This window comes from Pseudarthrobacter sp. 05T312 (assembly GCF_056396685.1).
Genome location: NZ_JBFTLY010000001.1, coordinates 48,405 through 71,523, shown reverse-complemented (window position 1 = coordinate 71,523; position 23,119 = coordinate 48,405). Strand labels below are relative to the sequence as shown.

Sequence of the window (23,119 nt, the reverse complement as noted above, 5' to 3'; positions counted from 1 at the left end):
GGCACAGGGCACTCAACAAAGCAGAGCGCGACCAAAAAACTTCGCCCGAAAGGACACGACAGATCATGGCAACCATCGACATCACCCAGCAATCGTTCGCCCAGACCCTGGAGGACAACGGCGTCGTCTTCGTTGACTTCTGGGCAGCCTGGTGCGGCCCCTGCCGCATGTTCGCCCCCACGTACGGCGCCGCCGCCGAACGGCACCCGGACATCACCTTCGCCAAGGTGGACACCGAGGCCGAACAGGCGCTCGCCGCCGCAGCGAACATCACCTCCATCCCCACCCTGATGGCCTTCAAGGACAAAACCCTGGTCTTCTCCCAGCCGGGCGCCCTCAACGCCACCGGCCTGGAGGAAGTCATCCAGGCCGTCAAGGACCTGGACATTGACAAGCTCCGCGCCGAGGCCGCCCACCAGCACGCCTGATACCGCACCAGCCAAAAACCCCACCGCACCAGGCCCCCGGCGCCTGCTGACAAGGCTCTTCCGCAGGACATCCGCATAGGCCGCAGCGCACTTGCGGTATACCCCCGGGGGTATCTACACTGAATCCAGAACAACCTCCCAATCCCCTTTCAACTGAAGGAGAGCACCAGATGCTTATCGAGCGCATTTACGACGAAGACCTCGCCCAGGCCAGCTATGTCATCGGCTGCCAGGCCAAGGGTGAAGCGATCGTGGTGGACGGCCGCCGCGACATCGCGGTCTACCAGGAACTGGCTGAGAAGAACGGCATGAAGATCATCGCCGTTACCGAAACCCACATCCACGCCGACTACCTCTCCGGCACCCGGGAACTGGCGGCCGCCACCGGCGCCAAGATCTACGTTTCCGGCGAGGGCGGACCGGACTGGCAGTACGAATTCGACGGCGAACGCCTCTACGACGGTGACAAGATCACCATCGGCAACATCAGCATCCAGGCCGTCCACACCCCCGGACACACCCCGGAGCACCTGTCCTTCCTGGTCACCGACGGCGCGTTCAGCGACAAGCCCGGCTACCTGCTCTCCGGTGACTTCGTTTTCTCCGGCGACCTGGGCCGCCCGGACCTGCTGGACGAGGCAGCCGGCGGCGTGGACACCCGTTTCGAGGGTGCCAAGCAGCTCTTCGCCAGCCTCCGCGACAAGTTCCTGACCCTGCCGGATTACGTCCAGGTCCACCCCGCGCACGGCGCCGGCAGCGCCTGCGGCAAGGCACTGGGTGCCATCCCGTCCTCCACGGTGGGTTACGAGCGGCTCTACTCTTGGTGGGGCCCCTACCTCGCCGCCAACGACGAGCAGGGCTTCATCGACGAACTCCTCGATGGCCAGCCCGACGCCCACGCCTACTTCGGCCGGATGAAGCGCGAAAACCGCATCGGCCCGGACGTCATGGGCGAACGCGCCCCGCTGCCCGAACTCTCCACCGAAATCGTCGCCGCAGGCCTGGCGGAGGACACCCTCACCCTCATCGACACCCGCTCCAACGGCGAAGTCCACCAGGGAACCGTGGCGCGGTCGCTGAACGTTCCGGCCGGCAAGTCCGTGGCCAGCTACGGCGCCTGGGTGGTTGACCCCGGGAAGGACAAGAACCCGCTGGTGCTCCTGGCCAATGACCAGGACCAGGCCCAGGACATGTGGGACCACCTGGTCCGCGTGGGCATCGACAACGTGGCCGGCTACCTCACCAGCATTGAGGGGCTGCCCACCTTGACCCCCAAGCTGATCCAGCCTGAGGAACTCGACGGCTTCGACGCAGCCATGGTCCTGGACGTCCGGAACAAGACCGAGCACAAGGCCGGGCACGTCCCGGGTTCCTACCAGCTCAGCGGCGGCCGCGTCATGTGGCACCTCGATGAGCTGCCGGCCGGCGGCACCATCGTCTCCTACTGCCAGTCCGGTGTACGGAACTCCGTCGCCGCCAGCGCCCTGCGCCGCGCCGGGTACGACGTCGTCGAACTGGACGGCAGCTACGCCGCCTGGAACGCCTGGCAGAACAGCGTCCCCGCCGTCTGACCAGGACACCCCACAGACCGCCCGGGCAGGACCCCCCTCCTGCCCGGGCCCTGGTCCGGTGCGTCCCCAGCGCCTCCGGACCCGGCCCGGGCGTGTCCCCCGCACGCCCGGGCCACTTCCTTGTCCCCACCCAATGTCCCCGCCACGAATGGAGCAGCCAATGCAGGGCAGAACACTTTTCGCAGCCGGTCCGGCCGGCCCCGTGCTGGGCCTGCGGCAGAACCTGGCGCAGTTCATGCTTCTGGTTTCCGTCAATGCCCTGGTAGGCGGGACCCTGGGCCAGGAACGCACGGTCCTGCCCCTCCTGGCCACCCAGGAGTTCCACCTGGACCTCTACACAGGGGCGCTGACGTACATCCTGGCCTTCGGCCTGTCCAAGGCCGCGATGAACTACTTCGCCGGCACCCTCTCCGACAAGTACGGCCGCAAACCGGTCCTCATCGCCGGCTGGCTGGCAGCGGTTCCCGTACCGCTCATGCTCATCTTCGGCCCGTCCTGGGCCTGGATCGTGGCCGCCAACGTCCTGCTGGGCATCAGCCAGGGACTGACCTGGTCCACCGCCGTCATCATGAAAATGGACCTGGTGGGCCCCAGGCAGCGCGGACTGGCCATGGGGTTCAACGAGGCCGCCGGCTACCTGGGGGTGGCCGCCACCGCGCTGGCCACCGGCTACCTTGCCACCGCCTATGGCCTGCGCCCCGCCCCGTTCCTGCTCGGTGCGGCCTATATCGCCCTCGGCCTGGGACTGACCGTCCTGGCCGTCAGGGAAACCCACCACCACGCCAAAACCGAAGCCTCCCAGCACGCCGCCAACTCCAGCGGCGCCCACGCCGGACTCACCACCGGCCAGGTGTTCACCCTCACCAGCTTCAAGGACCGTTCCCTCTCGGCAGCCAGCCAGGCGGGCCTGGTCAACAACCTCAACGACGGCCTGGCCTGGGGCCTCTTCCCCGTCCTGTTCGCCGGCGCCGGGCTGGACCTTGGCCAGATCGGCATCCTCGCTGCCGCCTACCCCGCCGCCTGGGGTGCCGCGCAACTGGCCACCGGCGCAGCCTCGGACCGCTGGGGCCGCAAATGGTTCATCACCGCCGGGATGCTGGTCCAGGCCGTGGCGCTGGGCATCACCGCGTCCGCCCACAGCTTCGGGCCCTGGCTCGCCGCCGCCGTCGTCCTGGGCCTGGGCACCGCCCTGGTCTACCCCACCCTCCTGGCCGCCATCGGCGACGTCGCACACCCTGCCTGGCGGGCCCGCTCCGTGGGCGTCTACCGGTTGTGGCGCGACGGCGGCTTCGCCGTTGGCGCCCTCCTGTCCGGCGTCCTGGCCGACCTTTACGGCATCCCCGCCGCCATTGCCGCCGTCGCGGTCCTCACCGCGGCCTCCGGGGCCGTGGTGGCCATCCGCATGCGCGGCAACGACCACGTCATGGGGTAGAACATGTCGGCCGGGGCCAGGAACCGCCGGATCTCTTCCGCCATCCGTCCGGCCTGCGTCCAGTGCAGGTAGTGCCCGCCCTGCAGCGGCAGCACCTCGTGCCGGATGACGTTCCTGAGGAGCTCCTGCGCCGCTGCCGTTTTCGCCGCCGCCCTGCCGTCCCCCTCATCGGCAACGAACGCCAGCACGGGCAGGTCCACCGGGTAGGTGACTCCCCGGAGCGCCGCCGCGTTGTTGCCGATCCGGGCGGTCTCGTCCGCCACCGCAGGATTGCCGAGGTTCCACAGCATCATGGTGCGCATCCGCTGCAGCTCTTCGTCCGAATAGGCATGGCTGTCCGGATCGAAAACCCCCGGCGCCACCACGGCCGCCGCCCGCACCAGCCCCAAGGCGGCCAGCAGCTTCACCCAGTTGACGCCGGGCTCCGGTTCCGTCACCGGGTGGTCCCCCGGCTTGGGGATGGTGGCGTCAATGCCCACCACTGCAGCCACCTCCGGCCGGTACCGGTTGGCGTAGTCCAGCAGGTAGAACCCGGCAATCGAGTGGCCGGCCAGGACGTAGGGCTGCCGGACCTGGAGCTTTGACAGGACCTCATGGAGTTCGTTGCTGATGTTCTCATTCGTCCGGGCACTGGCCACCAGGTCGCTGTAACCGTACCCGAAGCCTTCCACCACCATCACGTCGAAATCACCCAGCTCGCGCATCAGCGGGGCAAAATCCAGGCCAGGGGCGGCGGTTCCCAGGCCGCTGAGCAGGACGATGGGCGGCCCCTGCCGCCCGGCCCCGCTCCCGTTCCGGACCACGTTCAGCGAACCCCCTGCCACCGCTACGCGCTCCCCGTAGGACGGGGTGGTGGCCTTCTCCCGCGACTCCAGGGCCACGTTGGCCAACGCAGAGGCCATGAGCAGCACCAGGACAACCAGTGCCGTAATGCCCAACCGGCGAAGCCGGCGCCGCGGCCTCCGGGGCTTCATATCAGCCCTATCCGTGGCCCGCCAAATACAGGACCAGTCCGCCCACCGTGGCCACCTCCGGATAGTCCGCCTCCGGGATATCCACGCCCGTGGATTCCGCAATGACTTCCACCAGGCGGAGGAAATCCAGCGAGTCCAGTTCCAGGTCCTGGCGCAGGCGGGCACCGCTGTCCAGGTCTCCAGGCTCGACGTCGGGGGCTACCTTGCCGATCGCGGCCTCCACCGCCTGGCGTGCGTCCTGTTCGTTCACGGTTCCTCCTCGCTCACGGATTCACAGGTCCCCGGGCGTCTGCAGCAACTCGTCAATGCGGGCCAGGAACCGCCCGCCGCGCAGGCCGTCGCTTACCCGGTGGTCCGCTGACAACGTGGCAATCGCCGCGTGCCGGATGCCCAGCATCCCGTTGTGCGCCCACGGCTGTTCCATCACCTTGCCGAACCCCACCATGGCCACCTGTGGCGGATAAATCACGCCGTACACGCTCTCGACGCCGAGGTCCCCCAAATTGGTCACGGTGATGGTGGGATCAGCCATCTCCGCGCGCTGCAGCCGGCCTGCCCGGGCCCGGCCCACCAGGTCGCGCAGCTGGTCCATGAGCTGATCGAGCGACAACGTGTCGGCGTCGTGCAGGGCCGGGGCCACCAGGCCGCCGTGCCGCAGGGCGACTGCCACGCCCAGGTGCACGCCGCCGCTGGGCTGGAAGGCGCCCTTGGTGAAGAACCCGTTCATGTCCGGCACCTCCTTGGCCGCGAGCGCGGTGGCCTTCAGCAGCAGGGCCGACGGCACCAGCCGGGACGAGACCGGGCGCTGCTGGTTTGCCGCCTGCATCCACGCCATGGCCGCCGCCAGGTCCAGGGTGGTGGAGAGGTAGTAATGCGGGATTTCCTTCTTGGACCGGGACATCAGGGCGCCGATCGCCTGCCGCAGGCTCTCGGCCTTGCGGCCGGTGTCCTTCCTGCCGTGCTGGGGCGACTGCTGTGGCTGGGGCGCGGGTGGCGCCGCAGCCTGCCGTTCCGGCGTGGCCGGTTCCGTCGCTGGAACGGCCGACGGCGGTGCTGCCGCCGGCTTGTCCGCGCGGGTGCTCTGGGGTGCCCGTTCCCTGGGCGGGACCGCGGCCAGCACGTCCTCTTCCGTCACCGCACCACCGGGGCCCGTTCCCGTGATGTCTGCCAGGTGGACGCCGAGTTCCACCGCCAGCCGCCGGGCCAGCGGTGAGGACCGCACCCGGTGGGCCGTGTCCTCCGCCGGCTCCGGCGGCGCTGCCGCGGCTCGTTCGACGTCCTCCCGTGTCACCTCACCGCTGGCACCGCTCCCGCTGAGGCGTCCGACGTCGACCCCGAGGGTGTGCGCCAGGTGCCGCACGGGCGGGGCGGCCTTTGGGGATGGGGCGGGCGGAAGTTCGGCGGGGGTGGCCGTGATCCGGGCGATGGGGGTGCCCACGTCCACCGTGTCGCCGAGGTCCACCAGGAATTCGGCCACCACGCCTTCCTCGAACGATTCGATATCCATGACTGTTTTGTCCGTGTCCACGGCCGCCACGATATCGCCCTTGTGGACGTAGTCCCCGGGTTTGACCAGCCACTCCACCACCTTGCCGTGCTCCATGTCCGCGCCCAGGGACGGCATCCGGAAGTCAGCCATTGGCCCCCACGGCCCTTCGCGCGGCGGCCATGACCCGCTCCACGGTTGGCAGCGCCGCCTGCTCCAGGTGCTTGGCGTACGGGACCGGCACCTCCAGGCTGCACACCCGTTCCACGGGCGCGTCGAGGTCGAAGAAGGCCTGCTCACAGATCCGGGCCGCGATCTCGGCGGAGATGCTGCCGCTGCGCCAGCCTTCGTCCACCACCACGGCCCGGTGCGTCCTGGCCACGCTGTCCACGATGGTGTGGGCATCGAGCGGGCGGAGGGTGCGCAGGTCGATGACGTCCGCGTCGATGTCCTCACCGGCCAGCTGGTCGGCGGCCTCCAGCACCATGGGCAGCGTGCCGCCGTAGGTGATGAGGGTCAGGCCGTCCCCGTGCCGGAGGACCGCTGCCTTGTCGATGTCCACGGCGCCGGCGCCGTCGTCGAGCTCCCCCGCCACGTTGTACAGCGAGCCGTGCTCGAAGATCAGCACCGGGTCCGGGTCCTGCAGCGCGGTCCACAGCATGCCGCGGGCGTCCGCGAGTGTGGCGGGGGCGAGGATCCGCAGCCCGGGAATGTGGGCGTACCAGCCCTCCAGGCTGTGGGAGTGCTGGGCGCCGAGCTGGCGGCCGGCGCCGGTGGTCATCCGGATCACGATGGGCACATTGAACTGGCCTCCGGACATGTGCAGCAGGGTGGCGGCGTTGTTGATGATCTGGTCCAGCGCCAGCAGGCTGAAGTTGACGGTCATGATTTCGACGACGGGACGCATCCCGCCCAGGGCGGCGCCGATCCCGGCGCCGACGAAACCGGACTCGGACAGGGGCGTGTCGCGGATCCGTTCCGGCCCGAATTCCTCCAGCAGGCCCAGGCTCACGGCGAAGCTGCCGCCGTACCGGCCCACGTCCTCGCCCATGAGGAACACCCGGTCATCGCGCTGCATGGCGTCGCGGAGGGCCGCGCGCATGGCTTCCCGGTACGTGGTTTTCATCCTGCAGCCCCGCCTTTCCCAGTCGTCTCCCCCTGGCCCGGGCTCGCGCTGCTGCCCGCACTGCCGTCATCCGGCCGGTCGCTGTAGACAAACCGGCTGAGCTCGGACACCGGCTCCGTCGTCCCGTTCTCGGCAAATCCGACGGCGGTGCTGATCTCTGCGTCCACGTCCGCCTGCAGGGCGGTCCAGTCCTTCGCCACCAGCTGTCCCGCCGCCTGCATGGCACCCTGCAGCAGGCTGATGGGGTCCCGTTCCATCCACTGGGCCACCTCGGATTTTTCCCGGTACAGCTCCGGATCGAACATGGAGTGGGCCCGGAACCGGTAGGTGCGCAGCTCCAGGAAGTGCGGGCCGCCGCCGGACCGCACCGCCTCCACGGCACGCCGCGCGGCCTCCTCCACGGCGAGCACGTCCATGCCGTCCACTGCCCAGGCGGGGATCTCGTACCCGGCGGCCTTGAGCGCGATGTCGGTCTGGGATTCGGAGCGGCCCAGCGCGGTTCCCATGGCGTAGAGGTTGTTTTCGCAGCAGAACAGCACCGGCAGCTGCCACAAGGCGGCAAGGTTCATGCTTTCGTGGAACTCGCCTTCAGCCACGGCGCCTTCGCCGAAGAAGCAGACGGTCACCTGCTGGCGGCCGGCCATCCGGTCCGCGAGCGCCAGGCCGACGGCGAGGGGCAGCCCGCCGGCTACGATCGCGTTTCCGCCGTAGAAGCGGGTGCCGGCGTCGAAGAGGTGCATGGACCCGCCGCGGCCCCGGCAGCATCCTTCGGCGTGGCCGTACATTTCGGCGAGGATGGCACCGGCCGAGACGCCGCGGAGGAGGGCGTGCCCGTGTTCGCGGTAGGTGGCCACCACTGCGTCCTCAGGCGCCAGGGTTTGCATCACACCTGCGGCCACGGCCTCCTCGCCGATGTAGACGTGCAGGAAGCCGCGGATCTTGGCGGCACTGTACAACTCGATGCATTTCTCTTCGAGCCGGCGCACCCGCAGCATCTGCCGGAGCAGGTGCAGTGCATGCTCCGCGTCCGCGACGCCCTGTCCCTTGAGGCTGGTCATGGCTGGTCCTTCTGCAGGACGGCGGGCCCTGCCGGGGATTCAAGCGTTGAGGTATCGCCTTCCGGCAGGCCGAGTTCGCGGGCTTTGAGCAGCCGGCGGAGGATCTTGCCGCTGCGCGTCTTGGGCAGCGAGGTGGTGAAGTCCAGCAGCCTGGGCGCCACGGCGGCGCCCAACCGTTTCCGCGCGAACCCGATGATCTCCAGCTGGAGCTCCTCGGTGGGCCGGTTGCCGGTTTTGAGTTCCACAAAGGCCTTGACCACCTCGCCGGCAACCGGGTCCGGTACGCCGATCACGCCGGCCTCGGCCACGGCCGGGTGCTCCATGAGGCAGCTCTCCACCTCGAACGGGCCGATCAGGTGGCCGGAGGATTTGATGACGTCGTCACCGCGGCCCACGAACCAGAAGTAGCCGTCGCCGTCGCGTTTTGCCAGGTCGCCCGTGAGGTACCAGCCGCCGGCGAAGCAGCGCCGGTAGCGTTCGTCCTCGTTCAGGTAGCCGCGGAACATCGACGGCCAGCCGGGACGGAGCGCCAGTTCGCCCATGGCGTCCGGCTCGGTGACCAGGACCGCCTGGCCGTCCTTCAGGATGGCCTTGCCGTCGGTGTCGCGGGCCACCAGGGCGGCCTCGATGCCGGGCAGCGGGCGGCCCATGGACCCGGGCCGGATGTCCATGGCGGCATAGTTGGCGATCATGATTCCGCCGGTTTCGGTCTGCCACCAGTTATCGTGCACCGGCAGGCCGAGCACGTCCCGTCCCCACACCACCGCCTCCGGGTTCAGCGGCTCCCCCACGCTGGCGATGAAGCGCAGCGCGGACAGGTCATGGCCGGCCGTGCGCTCCGCACCGGCTTTCATGAGCATCCGCAGGGCGGTGGGAGCTGTGTACCAGACCGTCACGTGCTGCTCCGCGAGGATCCGGTACCAGCGGTCGGCGTCCAGTTCCTCCTGGTCCACGATGGCGGTGACCCCGTGCACCAGCGGCGCGATGATGCCGTACGACATGCCCGTCACCCAGCCCGGATCGGCGGTGCACCAATAGATATCGTCCGGGTGCAGGTCCAGGGCGAAGCGGCCGGTGGCGTAGTGGGCTGCCACGGCGTCATGGACGTGGATGGCACCTTTCGGTGTGCCCGTGGTGCCGCTGGTGAAGTGCAGCAGGGCCATGTCCTCCGGCTGCGTGGCTGCGATCTCCCCGCTGGGGTCAACCTGGGCCAGGAGTTCTGCCAGGTCCAGGGTCCCGGGTTCGGGAGTGCCGTTAGCGTCCACCAGCAGCACGTGCCGGAGCTCCGGCAGGGTGTCCCGCAGTGGTGCAACCTTCTTGCGGTACAGCGCCCTGGTGGTCACCAGCACCCGCCCTGCCCCCAGGTGCAGGCGCTGCCGGACCGGTTCGGGACCAAAGGCGGAAAAGAGCGGGCAGAAGACGCAGCCGTTCTTGAACGTGCCCAGCACTGCGGTGTACAGGTCCGGGCTGCGTCCCAGCAGCGAAAAGACCCGCTCGCCGCGCCCCACCTCGAGCGTCCTGAGGACGGCGGCGAACCTTGCGGACCCGTCCGCAAGGTCCCCGTAGCTCAGGGACTTGGTGCCGCCGTCGGCCATCACGAACCGCAGCGCCTCCTTGGCGCCCCGGCCTTCCGCCACGTGCCGGTCCACGGCCTCGTAGGCGATGTTGACGCCGCGGCCACCGGGCAGACCGGCCAGCGCCTGCCGTGCCCGTTCCCAGCTGAAGTCCCGCCGGGCGGCGTCGTAATCGAGCATGTTGGGCCGGACCCTGAGGGCGGCCACATCTTTGGCGATGGCGGTGGCGACCTGTCCGCCGGCGGAAACGTTCATTCCCTGGCCTCCGGCGCGGACCGGCCCACCGGCGAGGGCAGGAGGTAATGCCGGAACCAGTCCGCTGCCAGGGTTGCTGCCATGGCGAGGGTGCCGGGTTCCTCGAAGAGGTGCGTGGCGCCCGGGACGATCTCCAGCCGGGTGGGGGCCTGCATGCCCGCCATGGCCTGCCGGTTGAGGGCCAACACCTGGGTATCGGCGCCGCCGACGATCAGCAGGGTGGGGGCTTTGACTGCCGCAAGCCGGGCACCTGCCAGGTCCGGCCGGCCGCCGCGGGACACCACGGCGGCAACCTGGGCGCCGGGCTCGGCGGCGGCCCACAGGGCAGCGCCCGCACCGGTGCTGGCCCCGAAGTAGCCGATCCGGCCGGCGGATCCGTCATGCCGCGCCTCCAGCCAATGCGTGGCGGCGGAAAGGCGGCGTGCCAGCAGGCTGATGTCGAACACATTGGCCCGGTTGACTTCCTCCTCGGGGGTCAGCAGGTCCAGGAGCAGTGTCCCCAGGCCGGCGGCGTGCAGCACGGAGGCAACGAAGCGGTTGCGGGGGCTGTGCCTGCTGCTGCCACTGCCGTGCGCGAACAGGACCGTGCCGTCGCACCGGGCCGGCAGGTAGAGGCTGCCGCGCAGCACCACCATCCCGTCCGGGATTTCGACGTCGTCCTCCAGGCTGCCGTCTCCCAGATACCCGTCGCTGGGATGCTCCGGAGCGGCAGCGGCGTCCAGGAGCTGCACCACCTCACCGTCCTCGGTGGGCGAAAAGTCACGGTAGTAGTACCCCACGGCCTGGAAGTCCTGGGGCGAGAGCAGGCAGACGACGTCGTCCGGTTCCTTGAGCTCCACAATGGCGCGGGCGGGGGCAACCGGAACCGCGAGGATGACTTTTGCGGCGCCGAGTTGCCGTGCCACCTGGCAGGCCGCCCTGGCGGTTGACCCGGTGGCGATTCCGTCGTCGACGATGACCACCGTACGGCCGGCGAGGTCGAGGCGGCGCCGGCCCTGGCGGAACCGCGCCACCCTGCTGTCCAGCAGGGCGCGCTCCCGGCGCTCCACCTGCTGCAGGTCCTCCTGGGAGACGCGGGCCATGGAGATGGTGCGCGGGTCCAGGACGCGGACGCCGCCCTCCCCGATGGCGCCCATGGCCACCTCCGGCTGGAACGGAACCCCCAGTTTCCGCACCACGATCACATCCAGCGGCGCCCCGAGGGCCTTGGCTACCTCAAACGCAACGGGGACGCCGCCGCGGGGCAGGCCCAGCACCACGACGTCCCGGCCGCGCAGGCCGGCCAGCCGTTTTCCCAGCCGCCGCCCGGCGTCGGACCTGTCATGAAATGACACCATCGCCGTCACCCGTCATGTGTGGTTTCTTCCCGTGGCGGCGCTGCCGCCGCGGGGTTCCAGGACATCCGGAGGACGAAGTGGGCGTCCGAACTGCTCTTGGCGATCACCGCCCCGGCGTCCCCGGCAAGCTTCACGCCGAACTCGATCTGGATCTGTTCGGGGGTGAGTTCCGCCATGGCCTCCAGTGCTGCGCGGGCGGCGGGACGGACGCTGGCAAGGGCATCTTCCAGCCGCCTGCCCGTGTCCAGGATCCCCTGCTCGTTGCGGGCGGGATGGTCCACCCCGTAGCTGTTGTCCGCAGCCTCGACGAGCACGGTTCCGGATCCCACTTCGTAGCGCAGCACCTCAGTCATGGCGGATGCCTCCTGCTAATGCGAGACGCGGTAGGTGTGGCGGAGGTCGGTGCTGGGCTTAATGGCCACCGCTGTTACCACCAGTGCCACTGCCCCTGCGATCCATGACGTCCAGGCTGCACCCGTTGCGCCCGTGTATGTCCCGAGCCATGGCGAGAGGACCAGTCCTGCTGCGAGGATGGCCTGCACGTATTCCATGGCCGGAGTTCCCGGCATGGCCAGGTTGATAATGCCGCTGACCACCAGGAGCCCGCCGAAGACGAGCATCAGGGTGGTGGACATGTTTAGCTGCCGCGTGAACAGGACCGCCACCGCGGTGAAGAGTCCGGCGGCGACCGCTACATAGTCCTGCCACCGATACCACTTTTTCACTGAACTTTCCTTTCTGGTGTGGGCGGGACGCGTTGTGCGTTTCCAGCCCGCGGTCCCCAGCATCCCGCGGTTTAAGTCAACGCCTGCCGCTGTCCGGCTTGTAGGGCAGAAAGACCTGCCCGGCCCTTGCCCTTCCGGTACTCAGTGTTACTATTTACTGGTAGTCAGCGTAACTAGGTACTAAGGAAAACACCTCATGGGCAAGCAAATGACCGAGATGCTCAAGGGCACGCTGGAAGGCGTGGTCCTTGCCCTTCTCGCCCTGCAGCCCGCGTACGGGTATGACATCACGGCGCGGCTGCGGGAACAGGGCTTTTCCGACATCGCCGAGGGCACGGTGTACGCCCTGCTGGTCCGGATCGAGCAGCGTGGCCTGGTGGACGTGGAAAAGGTCCCCTCAGAAAAGGGGCCGCCCCGCAAGGTGTACACCCTCAATGCGGCAGGCAGCACCTACCTGGACGAATTCTGGAGCACCTGGAGCTTCCTCGCCGAACGGATCGAACACCTCCACCGCAACAATCAACAACCACACGAACAAGGAGAATGACCATGGCCCAGGGATGGCTCGAAAAAGTCACCGGCCCGCTCGAGGACAAGAAGCGCTGGCGCCAGTACAAGGTGCGCAAGGAGCAGCTGCCCGGCAGCTATCGCACTGCCATCGACGCCCTCGAACGCTACTTCATGTACGCAGGCGCCATCGTCAAGGGCGATGTCCTCATGCAGATGCTGGAGGACCTTGCTGACCTGATCGAACAGGCCGCCGCCAACAACACCCCCGTCCGCGACGTCGTGGGGGACGACCCCGTGGAATTCGCCGAGACTTTCATCCGCAACTATTCCGGCGGCCAGTGGATCCAGAAGGAGCGGCAGCGCCTGACGGACTCCATCAAGCAGGCCTCCGCCGGCGACGCCTGACCCCACCAACGCCGAAAGGACCAGCCATGGCCACTGACCAGGCCCTGCAACCCGCCGTCCGGGTGCAGGGCATCGAGAAGTCGTTCAAGGACGTGCACGTGCTGCGGGGCGTGGACTTTGATGTCGCCCGGGGCAGCATCTTTGCGCTCCTCGGCTCCAACGGTGCCGGCAAGACCACAATGGTCCGGATCCTCTCAACGCTGTTGAGGGCGGACGCGGGCACCGCTTCCGTAGGCGGGTACGACGTCGGCGCAGAGCCGGCGGGGGTGCGCGGCTCCATCAGCCTTACAGGCCAGTTCGCCGCCGTGGACGAAGTGCTGACCGGACGGGAGAACCTGGTGCTGGTGGCCAGGCTCCGGCACCTGCAGGATGCCGGGGCCATCGCGGACCAGCTCCTGCGCAGGTTCTCGCTGGCGGAGGCCGCCGGCAGGAGGGCCTCCACCTACTCAGGGGGCATGCGTCGCCGACTGGACATCGCCATGAGCCTGATCGGAAATCCTCCGGTCATCTTCCTCGATGAACCCACCACCGGACTGGACCCGCAGGCACGGCTCGAGGTCTGGGACACCATCCGGCAACTCGCCGGCCAGGGCACCACGGTGTTGCTCACCACCCAGTACCTTGACGAGGCCGAACACCTCGCCGACCGGATCGCCATCCTGCACCAGGGCACCATCATCCAGAACGGGACCCTGGCCGAGCTCAAGCGGCTCCTGCCGGCCGCCACAGTGGAATACGTCGAGAAGCAGCCGTCGCTGGAGGACGTCTTCCTGGCACTTGTTGGAGATGAATTGTGATGCGTACCCATGCCCTCAGCGATACCCGAATCCTGACCGGGCGCTCACTCCGCCATATCCTCCGCAGCCCGGACACCATCATCACCACGGCTGTCACACCGGTGGCCATGATGCTGCTGTTCGTCTACGTTTTTGGCGGCGCCATCAGCACCGGCACCGGCGGCCCCTACGTCAATTACCTGCTGCCCGGCATCCTGCTCATCACCATTTCCTCCGGCGTGGCCTACACCGCCTACCGGCTGTTCCTGGACCTCCAGGGCGGCATCTTTGAACGGTTCAGGTCGATGCCCGTGGCCAGGTCGAGCGTGCTGTGGGCCCACGTACTCACGTCCCTGGCCGCCAACTTCGGCGCACTGTCGATCGTGGTGGGCGTTGCCCTGCTGATGGGCTTCCGCACCGGAGCCTCCGTGGCCGCCTGGCTGGCCGTCGTCGGAATCCTTGCGTTGTTCACCCTGGCCCTTACCTGGATCGCCGTGATCGCCGGGCTGCTGGCCAAGACGGTGGACGGGGCCAGCGGCTTCAGCTACCCGCTGATCTTCCTGCCGTTCATCAGTTCGGCGTTCGTTCCCACCGGTTCGATGCCGGGCCCGGTGGCCTGGTTCGCGGAGAACCAGCCGGTGACCTCCATCGTGGACACCATCCGTGCCCTGTTTGCCCAGCAAGCGGTGGGCAGCGGCATCTGGACCGCCTTGGCCTGGCTTGTCGGGATCCTCTTCGCAGCCAGCGCGGCCGCGGTGTTGGTGTACCGCCGAAAGACCGGCTGAGCCTGGTCAGGCATTGCGGAGCGTCGGCACTGGATTCCCGGTCAACTCACAGGTAGTGCCCGGACGAAACGCGGTTTCGGTGTGCGAGAGTGTCCGCATCGCTGGGGAGCAAATACCTGCCGGCCGGGCTGTCCCCCATCCCGGCCGGCAGGTCACCTCAGACAGCCCAAGGAGGCCAGGCATGGAACCAGGTTCAGCTCCGCAAAAAAGGCCGCGGGGGTGGCGGGCCGCCGGCCTGCTCCTGGCCCCGGCCCTGTTGGCATCCGTCCTGGTGGGCTGCCAGCCCGCCAGCCCCGCGCCTGCCCCGACGGGCAGCCCCAAGCCAGCGCCAACCCAGAGCCCCACAAAAACGGCAGCCCCGGCACCCTCCCCGGCCACAAATCCCGGCGGCTCACCAGCCAGGGGAACTCCGGGGCACGTATTTGTCATCAACCTCGAAAACAAGAACTACGACACTGTTTGGGGTGACAACTCTCCGGCCCCGTACCTTGCCGGAACTCTCCGGAGCCAGGGTGTGCTGCTGACGAACTACTACGGGATATCCCATAACTCGCTGCCCAACTACCTTGCCCAGATCTCCGGACAGCTACCCAACGACGCCACCAAGCAGGACTGCCGCACCTACACCGAGTTCCATGCCACCGGCAATGGGCCGGACGGCACGCTGCAGGGCAACGGTTGCGTCTATCCTGGGGACACCCAAACTTTGGCCGGGCAGCTGACCGCGCAAGGCAAAACGTGGAAGGGCTACATGGAGGACATGCAGCAACCGTGTGAGCACCCCAACGTCGGGGAAGCCGATAACCACATCAGGGCCACCCGGGAGGAGATGTACTCCACGCACCACAATCCGTTCGTCTACTTCCACTCCATCCTCTCGTCCCCGGACTGCGCCAACAACGTGGTCAACTACTCTGCGCTTGCGGACGACCTGAAATCCGTGGACACCACACCGAACCTCGCCTACATCACCCCCAACCTCTGCCACGACGGGCATGACGAATCCTGCGCCGACGGCACCGGCGGCGGCATGGGGACGGTGGACAACTGGCTCAAGGACCAGGTCCCGGCCATTCTCGCCTCCCCGGCCTTCCAACAGGACGGCATGCTGGTGATCACCTTCGACGAGGCCGAGGTCAACTCGGTGGGCCCCTCTTCCGGATCCACGGGCAGCCCCGCCGGAGGTGCCGCAGGCGGAAGGGTGGGAGCGCTGGTGCTCTCCCCGTTCAGCACGGCGGGCGCTTCCTCGGACCAGCCGTACAACCACTACAGCCTGCTGGCCACCATCGAGGACCTCTTCCACCTGCCCCGGCTGGGAATGGCGGCCGACCCCGGCGTGAAGACCTTCAGCGGCGACGTCCTGCGGCAGGCATCCTAGGTGAAGCTCTCCCGGGCCCGGCTTCAACGGGCAGGACGACGGCGGGCCGTCCTGGCGGGTGCGGCCGCGCTCGTTTTGGTGGTCCTCGCCGTCGCCATTCCCCCCGTCATGCGGTCCGGGACGCCCTCGGGGCCTGACACGGGAATCTCCAAGATCAAGCACGTGGTGATCATCACCCAGGAAAACAGGTCGTTCGACAGCTACTTCGGCACCTACCCGGGTGCCGACGGGATTCCCATGCAGGACGGCAAACCCACCGCCTGCATTCCGGATCCTGCCAAAGGCGGCTGCGCGGCACCGTTCTACAGCACCGCCGATTCCAACGCCGGCGGCCCGCACAGCCCGGACGACGCCACCGCCGACATCAACGGCGGGGCCCTGGACGGTTTCGTGGCGCAGGCGGAAAAAGGCCTGGCCCATTGCGAACCCACGGCCACCGACTGCAAGTACAAGTCGAAGGCCACCGATGTCATGGGCTACCACGACAGGAACCAACTGCCCACCTACTGGGATTACGCCGACAACTTCGTCCTGCAGGACCACATGTTTTCCTCCGCTGCGGCCGGCAGCCTGCAGGCCCACCTCTACATGGTTTCGGAGTGGTCCGCCAAGTGCACCAAGGCCGGGGACCCGTCGTCGTGCGTCAATTCGCTGCAGGGCCTCGATACCGAGCCGGAGAAGGCGGACTTTGACAAGAGCCTGATCGGCCAATGCCAGGCGAACACCGATCCGCAGCCTTGCCAGGCTGCCCTCCAGGCTGCGGGCCTCAGCCCTGACCTGGCCGCGCAAACCTCGCAGGTCGCCTCTGGCAGCTGCAAATTCACCGATACCTTCACCGGCTGCAGGAACGCCGTTAACGGCGCCGACGTCCCGGATGCCCTAAAGGGAAAACTGGCCGATGCCGCCAAAACGCTCAGCCGGCCGGACTACGCCTGGACCGACCTGACCTACCTGCTCCACAAACACGCCGTCCCGTGGGCGTATTACGTGTTCGGCGGGACCGAACCGGACTGCGAAAACGACGCCGCCACCTGCCAGCCCGTCAAACAGGACGCCGAAACGCCGGGCCGGTGGAATCCGCTTCCCTATTTCGACACCGTCAAGGAGGACGGGGAGCAAGGGAACATCAAGCCGCTGACCGGTTTTTACGACGATGCCCGGCAGGGCAGGCTCCCTGCAGTCACGTGGGTGGCGCCCACCGACGCAGTCAGCGAACATCCCCCGGCGAAGATGAGCACGGGCCAGCAGTATGTTGCCGGCCTGATCAACGCGATCATGAGCGGACCGGACTGGGACAGCACCGCCATCTTCCTCAACTGGGACGACTGGGGCGGGTTCTATGACCACGTCCAGCCGCCGGTGGTGGACAACAATGGATACGGCCTGCGCGTCCCCGCCATGGTTATCAGCCCGTATGCCAAGAAGGGGTACATCGACCACCAGGTCCTCAGCCAGGACGCGTACTTCAAGTTTATCGAGGACGATTTCCTGGGCGGTGAGCGGATCGACCCCGCCACCGACGGCCGGCCTGACAACCGTCCGGGCGTCCGGGAGAACAATCCCCAGCTCGGTGACCTGGCCAACGCCTTCGACTTCAACCAGGCGCCCCGGCCACCCCTGATCATCTCCGACGCGACAACGTACTGACCCCGCCGCAGGCCTTTCAGGAGGTTGGGACCGTGCAGTCCGCCGCGTCCTCCACTACGCGCTCCAGCTCACCGGTGCGGTGCAGCACCTCCATCTGCCGCACCGCACCGGTACCGTCCGCCAGCAGTCTGTCCATCAGGTCCTCCACCCGGTGCAGGTCGCCCATGTCCTCCAGCGCCCCGCGGACATGGTGCAGCAGGGAATTGACGACGGCGAGCGCGGGCGCCGGGCGGTGCGTTTGGGGATCGAGCAGCTCACCCCGGAGGCCCCACCGGCTTGCCTTCCAGCCGGCAAGCCTGAGCAGCGCCGACGGGACGGACACCGGTTCGATCCCCTCCCGCCACTCCCTGGCGGCGGTTTCCACCAGGCCGCGGGCAATTCCGGCCAGCAGCACGGTGTTCTCCGGCCGCAGGCAGACGTCGGCCACGCGGATTTCCACCGTGGGGTAGTGCCGGGACAAGCGGGCGTCGAAGTACACCATGCCCTCGTCCATGGCGACGCCGGTGCTCACCATGTCATGCACCAGCTGGTGGTAGGCGTCCGGGGAGCCCAGGAGTTCCAGCGGCCCGGCGGACGGCCAGCGGTTCCACACCTGCGAACGGTAGCTGGCGTAGCCGGTATCCTCGCCGTGCCAGAACGGGGAGTTGGCGCTCAGCGCGACAAGCACCGGCAGCCAGTTACGCATGCGGTCCAGCACGGCCACGGCCTCCTCCGGCGACTCGACCGAGACGTGGATGTGGCAGCCGCAGGTGAGCTGTTCCCTGGCGGTCAGCCCGTACTCCTCCATCATCGCCCGGAACCGCCGGAGCTGTACGGGATGGGGATCGGCGGGCAGCGGTGAGGTTCCCAGTGCCGCCACCCTGACACCCACGTCCTCGGCCGCCTGGCGGGCGATGGCCCGGCCGGCCACGACGTCCTGTTCCAGCCGGGCCAGGGTGGCATGCGGGGGGCTGACCACCTCGATCATTTCCTGCTGGAACTCGGCTGTCAGGACGGGTCCGGACGCGGCTTCCAGCGGGCGGACGTAGAGGTCCAGGAGGGCCCCTGCCAGGGGCACGGCTTCCCCGGTTCCGGGATCCACTAGGAGCAGCTCCTCCTCGATGCCGAACGTCCGGCTGCCTGCACCCGCACCGCCGGAGCCGTCATTGCCATAGGTGTCCATCGCCGTCGTCCCCTGTCCCCTGCGCCGTTGCAAGTTCCTTCCCGCTGCCGGCCCCCAGCCCCCTGTCTCCAGGCGCTGTTGGAAGGAAACCTTATGATAAGCAGCCTTATCAATCCGTGGGAAGAGCCACCACGTCCCCGACCCTCGTGTTAGGGGATGCAAACCTTCATGGCGTACCGGCCGCCATGGTGCTTTACTGCCAACATGTCTGAAACCCTCAAGCTCAACCGCAACGAGCCCCACGACAGCAGCGTGGCAGCACGCCTGAACTGGCTGCGCGCCGGTGTACTGGGAGCGAACGACGGTATTGTCTCGGTCGCGGCAACCGTGGTGGGCGTCGCGGGTGTGACCAACGACCTCGCACCCATCCTGGTGGCGGGCACCGCCGCCGTGGTGGGCGGTGCCGTGTCCATGGCCCTGGGCGAATACGTCTCCGTGAGCAGCCAGAGTGACAGCCAGCGCGCACTGATTGAAAAGGAACGCCAGGAGCTCAGGGACGATCCCGAGGGCGAACTGGACGAACTGGCCCACATCTACCAGAACAAGGGACTCAGCGAAGCCACGGCCAGGACCGTGGCCGAGGAACTGACGGCGAAGGACGCCCTGAAGGCGCACCTCTCCGCCGAACTGAACATCGACGAAGAAGAAGTGGTCAGCCCCTGGCACGCCGCATTCGCCTCCGCCATCGCGTTCACCGTCGGCGCCATCCTGCCCATGCTGGCCATCATCTTCCCGCCGCAAGCTGCCCGCATCCCGGTCACCTTCGTTGCCGTCATCCTGGCGCTGGCCCTGACCGGCACCATCAGCGCCAAGATCGGCGGAAGCTCAAAGCGCAAGGCAACCATCCGGCTGGTGGTGGGCGGCGCGTTGGCCATGGCCTTCACATTCGCGGTGGGTAGCCTGTTGGGCACCACCGGCATCGCCTAGCAGCACCCACCCCGCCCGCCACCTACCGCCCAGGAGCGTCCACGTGCTCGAAATCGCCGGCCTTCCCGCCCACATCCTGCTGATTCACGGCGTGGTGGTCCTGGCCCCGCTGGCCGGTGTCCTGGCGGTGGTTTTCGCACTTCTCCGGCGCAGCAGGCGCTACCTGGCATGGCCGCTGGGCATCCTGGCGCTGATGATGGTTCCGCTGACGGTGGTCACTGCTGAAGCCGGGGAGCAGCTGGAGAAGGCCCGGCCGGCATCCCAACTCATCCAGGACCACGCCCACCAGGGAAGCTTCCTCCGCTATGTTGCGGCGCTGTTCCTGGTGGTGGTGGCGGTGCAGATCGCCGCCGCATTCCCCTCGCTGCTTGGCCGGCTGCCCGCCTTCCGCGGCCTGGCCACGCTCCTCGAATCCCGCTGGGTCCTTCCTGCCGCGTCCGTCCTGGGCGTCCTGGCGGGCCTGTTCCTGGTGTACCAGAGCATCGCCACCGGCCACTCGGGAGCAGCGTCAGTCTGGGCCGCCACGCGTTAGCGGAGCCAGCCCGGCGAAACGGTCCTCTTCGGGGACCTGCACCTGCTGCCCCGGGCACCCTAAAAACCCTTCACATCGCCATGCTCCGCGCGTAGGGTGGGGCTCACAACTGCTGGTCCCCGGGCCGGCGGTGGGCTCATGCAGTCGGGCTTCTGGAGCATGCCGGAGGGACCACAAGTGGGTAAGAAACCGTTCCGAAACCACAGCATGCGGCGCTTCGCAGCGCTGGCCGCAGGGATTCTTGCCCTGCCCGCGCTGGCCTCCTGCTCCGCGGAAGTCTCCCGCGGTTTCCTCCCCGGAGCCCGTGACACCACCAACAACACCCAGCTGATCACGGACCTGTGGGTCAACTCCTGGATCGCCGCACTGGTAGTTGGCGTCATCACCTGGGGGCTGATGATCTGGGTCATCGTGGCGTACCGGCGCCGGAAGAACACCGTGGGGTTCCCACCGCAGCTGAGCTACAACCTCCCCCTCGAAGTCTTTTACCTCGCCATTCCGCTGATTGTCATCGGCGTCCTGTTCGTCTTTACCGACCGGGAACAGCGTGCCATCGATGCGCGCTACCCCAACCCGGACGTGGTGATCGATGTCTTCGGCAAGCAGTGGTCCTGGGACTTCAACTACGTCAAGGAGCAGGTCCACGAGGACGCCGGGCAGCAGGCCCACCTGAACGGGTCCTATGGCGCACCGGACCGGCTGCCCACGCTCTACCTTCCGGTGGGGAAGACGGTGGAGCTGCACCTGCAGTCCCGCGACGTCCAGCATTCGTTCTGGGTGGTGGATTTCCTGCAGAAGCGCGACCTCTACCCGGGCCACGAACAGTACAACCCGTACATCAGCATCACCCCCAACCGCACCGGCGAGTACATGGGCAAGTGCGCTGAGCTCTGCGGCGAGTACCACTCCGAGATGCTTTTCAAAGTCAGGGTGGTGACGCAGCAGGAGTACGACAACCACATCGCCGACCTGAAGGCGAAGGGCAACACCGGCAACCTGGGCGCCGACTACGACAGGGTCCCGCAAGCGGCCCCTGCGCCGCAGCCCGCGGAAGTTACAGAGTAGTGAGGGCATGACGATGACCACCACAGGCCAACGAATGGGCGGCACCCCGGCCGCCGGAGTCCTGCCGGCACCCGTGGTCCCTAAGTCCAAGGGACGCCTTGTGGTCAACTGGATCACCTCCACGGACCACAAGACCATCGGGTACATGTACCTGATCTCGTCCTTCGTGTTCTTCTGCGCAGGCGGCGTGATGGCGCTCCTGATCCGGGCCGAACTGTTCGAGCCCGGAATGCAGATCCTGCAGACCAAGGAACAGTACAACCAGCTGTTCACCATGCACGGCACCATCATGCTGCTGATGTTCGCCACCCCGCTGTTCGCAGGGTTCGCCAACGTGATCATGCCGCTGCAGATCGGTGCCCCGGACGTGGCGTTCCCACGCCTTAACGCGCTGGCTTTCTGGTTCTTCCTGTTCGGTTCCACCATCGCCGTGTCCGGCTTCATCACCCCGCAGGGCGCGGCGTCCTTTGGCTGGTTTGCCTACGCGCCGCTGTCCAACACCACCTTTACGCCGGGCATCGGCGGTGACCTGTGGGTCTTCGGCCTGGCACTGTCCGGCTTCGGCACCATCCTGGGCTCGGTCAACTTCATCACCACCATCATCTGCATGCGCGCTCCCGGGCTGACCATGTGGCGGATGCCGATCTTCACCTGGAACACCCTGGTGACGGGCATCCTGGTGCTCATGGCGTTCCCCCCGCTGGCCGCGGCGCTGTTCGCCCTCGGCGCGGACCGGAAGTTCGGTGCCCACATCTTCGATCCCGCCAACGGCGGCGCCATCCTGTGGCAGCACCTGTTCTGGTTCTTCGGCCACCCGGAGGTGTACATCATCGCGCTGCCGTTCTTCGGCATCGTCTCGGAGATCTTCCCGGTATTCAGCCGCAAGCCCCTGTTCGGCTACAAGGGCATCGTATATGCCACCATCGCCATCGCGGCCCTGTCGGTCACGGTGTGGGCCCACCACATGTACGTCACCGGCGCGATCTTCCTGCCGTTCTTCGCCTTCATGACCATGCTGATCGCGGTGCCCACCGGCGTGAAGTTCTTCAACTGGATCGGCACCATGTGGGGCGGATCGCTGACCTTCGAAACCCCCATGCTGTGGAGCCTGGGTTTCCTGGCCACGTTCCTGTTCGGCGGCCTCACCGGCATCATCCTGGCCTCGCCGCCCATGGACTTCCACGTCTCGGACACCTACTTCGTGGTGGCGCACTTCCATTACGTGGTGTTCGGCACCGTGGTGTTTGCCATGTTCGCCGGTTTCTATTTCTGGTGGCCCAAATTCACCGGCAAGATGCTGAACGAGCGGCTCGGCAAGATCCACTTCTGGATGCTGTTCCTGGGCTTCCATGCCACGTTCCTGATCCAGCACTGGCTGGGGGTCCTGGGCATGCCGCGCCGGTACGCGGACTACATGCCGGAGGACAACTTCACCTTCATGAACCAGTTCTCCACCGTCGGGTCCTACCTGCTGGGTGCGTCCCTGATCCCGTTCTTCTGGAACGTGTACATCACGTCCCGTTCGGCGAAGAAGGTCACCGTTGACGATCCCTGGGGTTTCGGGGCTTCACTGGAATGGGCCACCTCCTGCCCGCCGCCGCGGCACAACTTCACGTCGCTGCCGCGCATCCGGTCCGAGCGACCCGCCCTGGACCTGCACCATCCCGAGCTGAGTATCCGGCTCCACCCCTCGGAGGACGCGCCGGCGGAAAGCGTCCTGGGAGCCGCAGACATCGGGGCGCAGGACGTCCGCGATCCCAACCCGGACAAATAGCCCAGGCCGGTTTCCAGGGCGCGCCGTACTTTTCGAGGCGCAGCATCGCTGGCGCACCCCAAAGCCGGGCAGCGCCTGTGATGTTGCGCAGCGCATTCCATTTTCCGTGTCGGCCGCGGCATTGCATGGCAGGAATGCGCCGGTCCCCTCACACCCATATCCCGATAATTACGTCACGCCATAGTTTCGTAA

General features: G+C 67.5%; 23 protein-coding genes. 13 read left to right on the top strand and 10 right to left on the bottom strand.

Translation table 11 applies throughout. From position 1 onward, the window contains the following. Nucleotides 1-65: 65 nt before the first annotated feature. The 3 genes from trxA (at nt 66) to AC1DIP_RS00335 (ending at nt 3,431) form a co-directional block, all read left to right on the top strand. The gene (gene trxA / locus AC1DIP_RS00345) at nt 66-428 is read left to right on the top strand and encodes a thioredoxin (RefSeq protein ID WP_477732439.1); all 363 of its coding nucleotides are present in this window, start codon (nt 66-68) and stop codon (nt 426-428) included. Between the two features lie 170 nt (nt 429-598). Continuing rightward, nucleotides 599-1,999: an MBL fold metallo-hydrolase gene (locus AC1DIP_RS00340; RefSeq protein WP_477732438.1), complete on the top strand. Its 1,401-nt coding sequence runs from the start codon at nt 599-601 to the stop codon at nt 1,997-1,999. A gap of 160 nt (nt 2,000-2,159) precedes the next feature. After that, nucleotides 2,160-3,431, top strand: coding sequence for an MFS transporter (locus tag AC1DIP_RS00335; RefSeq protein WP_477732437.1), 1,272 nt, complete (start codon nt 2,160-2,162; stop codon nt 3,429-3,431). On the opposite strand, the gene AC1DIP_RS00330 is transcribed toward AC1DIP_RS00335, so the two are convergent. The 9 genes from AC1DIP_RS00330 to AC1DIP_RS00290 are packed head-to-tail and all read right to left on the bottom strand — an operon-like array spanning nt 3,329 to nt 11,966. After that, entirely contained in the window at nt 3,329-4,405 is a 1,077-nt protein-coding gene (locus AC1DIP_RS00330) for an alpha/beta fold hydrolase (protein WP_477732436.1), read from the bottom strand. The genes AC1DIP_RS00335 and AC1DIP_RS00330 overlap by 103 nt on opposite strands. Before the next feature lie 7 nt (nt 4,406-4,412). Then, a complete protein-coding gene (locus AC1DIP_RS00325; RefSeq protein ID WP_141159506.1) occupies nt 4,413-4,655 on the bottom strand; it encodes an acyl carrier protein in 243 nt (80 codons plus the stop codon). Nucleotides 4,656-4,676: 21 nt separating this feature from the next. Further along, complete coding sequence (locus AC1DIP_RS00320; protein WP_477732435.1) at nt 4,677-6,044, bottom strand: dihydrolipoamide acetyltransferase family protein; 1,368 nt, start codon at nt 6,042-6,044, stop codon at nt 4,677-4,679. Further along, nucleotides 6,037-7,017: an alpha-ketoacid dehydrogenase subunit beta gene (locus AC1DIP_RS00315; RefSeq protein ID WP_307359451.1), complete on the bottom strand. Its 981-nt coding sequence runs from the start codon at nt 7,015-7,017 to the stop codon at nt 6,037-6,039. The genes AC1DIP_RS00320 and AC1DIP_RS00315 overlap by 8 nt, the downstream gene beginning before the upstream one ends. Continuing rightward, nucleotides 7,014-8,075, bottom strand: a complete 1,062-nt coding sequence (pdhA, locus tag AC1DIP_RS00310; RefSeq protein ID WP_477732434.1) for a pyruvate dehydrogenase (acetyl-transferring) E1 component subunit alpha — start codon at nt 8,073-8,075, stop codon at nt 7,014-7,016. The genes AC1DIP_RS00315 and pdhA overlap by 4 nt, the downstream gene beginning before the upstream one ends. Beyond that, a complete protein-coding gene (gene acsA / locus AC1DIP_RS00305; RefSeq protein WP_477732433.1) occupies nt 8,072-9,904 on the bottom strand; it encodes an acetate--CoA ligase in 1,833 nt (610 codons plus the stop codon). The genes pdhA and acsA overlap by 4 nt, the downstream gene beginning before the upstream one ends. Next, a complete protein-coding gene (locus AC1DIP_RS00300) occupies nt 9,901-11,241 on the bottom strand; it encodes a phosphoribosyltransferase family protein (protein WP_477732432.1) in 1,341 nt (446 codons plus the stop codon). The genes acsA and AC1DIP_RS00300 overlap by 4 nt, the downstream gene beginning before the upstream one ends. Nucleotides 11,242-11,246: 5 nt before the next feature. Next, nucleotides 11,247-11,594: a CU044_2847 family protein gene (locus AC1DIP_RS00295; protein WP_476206964.1), complete on the bottom strand. Its 348-nt coding sequence runs from the start codon at nt 11,592-11,594 to the stop codon at nt 11,247-11,249. Nucleotides 11,595-11,609: 15 nt separating this feature from the next. Further along, nucleotides 11,610-11,966, bottom strand: a complete 357-nt coding sequence (locus AC1DIP_RS00290; RefSeq protein ID WP_175317785.1) for an SPW repeat domain-containing protein — start codon at nt 11,964-11,966, stop codon at nt 11,610-11,612. Nucleotides 11,967-12,162: 196 nt separating this feature from the next. On the opposite strand from AC1DIP_RS00290, the gene AC1DIP_RS00285 reads away from it, so the two are divergent. The 6 genes from AC1DIP_RS00285 to AC1DIP_RS00260 all read left to right on the top strand — a co-directional run bounded on the left by AC1DIP_RS00285 (nt 12,163) and on the right by AC1DIP_RS00260 (nt 17,467). After that, nucleotides 12,163-12,513 carry a PadR family transcriptional regulator gene (locus tag AC1DIP_RS00285; protein ID WP_477732431.1) on the top strand — a complete coding sequence of 117 codons (351 nt, stop codon included), beginning with the start codon at nt 12,163-12,165 and terminating at the stop codon, nt 12,511-12,513. Between the two features lie 2 nt (nt 12,514-12,515). Next, the gene (locus AC1DIP_RS00280) at nt 12,516-12,881 is read left to right on the top strand and encodes a DUF1048 domain-containing protein (protein ID WP_477732430.1); all 366 of its coding nucleotides are present in this window, start codon (nt 12,516-12,518) and stop codon (nt 12,879-12,881) included. Between the two features lie 26 nt (nt 12,882-12,907). Continuing rightward, nucleotides 12,908-13,678 (top strand): ABC transporter ATP-binding protein, encoded by a 771-nt coding sequence (locus tag AC1DIP_RS00275; RefSeq protein ID WP_477732429.1) that lies wholly within the window; start codon nt 12,908-12,910, stop codon nt 13,676-13,678. Next, complete coding sequence (locus AC1DIP_RS00270; protein WP_477732428.1) at nt 13,678-14,442, top strand: ABC transporter permease; 765 nt, start codon at nt 13,678-13,680, stop codon at nt 14,440-14,442. The genes AC1DIP_RS00275 and AC1DIP_RS00270 overlap by 1 nt, the downstream gene beginning before the upstream one ends. Nucleotides 14,443-14,623: 181 nt before the next feature. Then, nucleotides 14,624-15,820 carry an alkaline phosphatase family protein gene (locus tag AC1DIP_RS00265; protein ID WP_477732427.1) on the top strand — a complete coding sequence of 399 codons (1,197 nt, stop codon included), beginning with the start codon at nt 14,624-14,626 and terminating at the stop codon, nt 15,818-15,820. Further along, on the top strand, nt 15,821-17,467 hold the full coding sequence (locus AC1DIP_RS00260; RefSeq protein ID WP_477732426.1) for an alkaline phosphatase family protein: 1,647 nt from the start codon (nt 15,821-15,823) through the stop codon (nt 17,465-17,467). It begins immediately after the preceding gene. Between the two features lie 16 nt (nt 17,468-17,483). On the opposite strand, the gene AC1DIP_RS00255 is transcribed toward AC1DIP_RS00260, so the two are convergent. Then, nucleotides 17,484-18,629, bottom strand: a complete 1,146-nt coding sequence (locus AC1DIP_RS00255; protein ID WP_477732425.1) for a carboxylate-amine ligase — start codon at nt 18,627-18,629, stop codon at nt 17,484-17,486. Between the two features lie 204 nt (nt 18,630-18,833). On the opposite strand from AC1DIP_RS00255, the gene AC1DIP_RS00250 reads away from it, so the two are divergent. The 4 genes from AC1DIP_RS00250 to ctaD all read left to right on the top strand — a co-directional run bounded on the left by AC1DIP_RS00250 (nt 18,834) and on the right by ctaD (nt 22,927). Further along, entirely contained in the window at nt 18,834-19,556 is a 723-nt protein-coding gene (locus AC1DIP_RS00250) for a VIT1/CCC1 transporter family protein (protein ID WP_477732424.1), read from the top strand. Nucleotides 19,557-19,599: 43 nt separating this feature from the next. Beyond that, nucleotides 19,600-20,088: a hypothetical protein gene (locus AC1DIP_RS00245; protein WP_476206976.1), complete on the top strand. Its 489-nt coding sequence runs from the start codon at nt 19,600-19,602 to the stop codon at nt 20,086-20,088. A 207-nt stretch (nt 20,089-20,295) separates the two neighbouring features. Continuing rightward, nucleotides 20,296-21,153: an aa3-type cytochrome oxidase subunit II gene (gene ctaC / locus AC1DIP_RS00240; RefSeq protein WP_477732936.1), complete on the top strand. Its 858-nt coding sequence runs from the start codon at nt 20,296-20,298 to the stop codon at nt 21,151-21,153. Between the two features lie 13 nt (nt 21,154-21,166). After that, complete coding sequence (gene ctaD, locus AC1DIP_RS00235) at nt 21,167-22,927, top strand: aa3-type cytochrome oxidase subunit I (RefSeq protein WP_477732935.1); 1,761 nt, start codon at nt 21,167-21,169, stop codon at nt 22,925-22,927. Nucleotides 22,928-23,119: the final 192 nt, after the last annotated feature.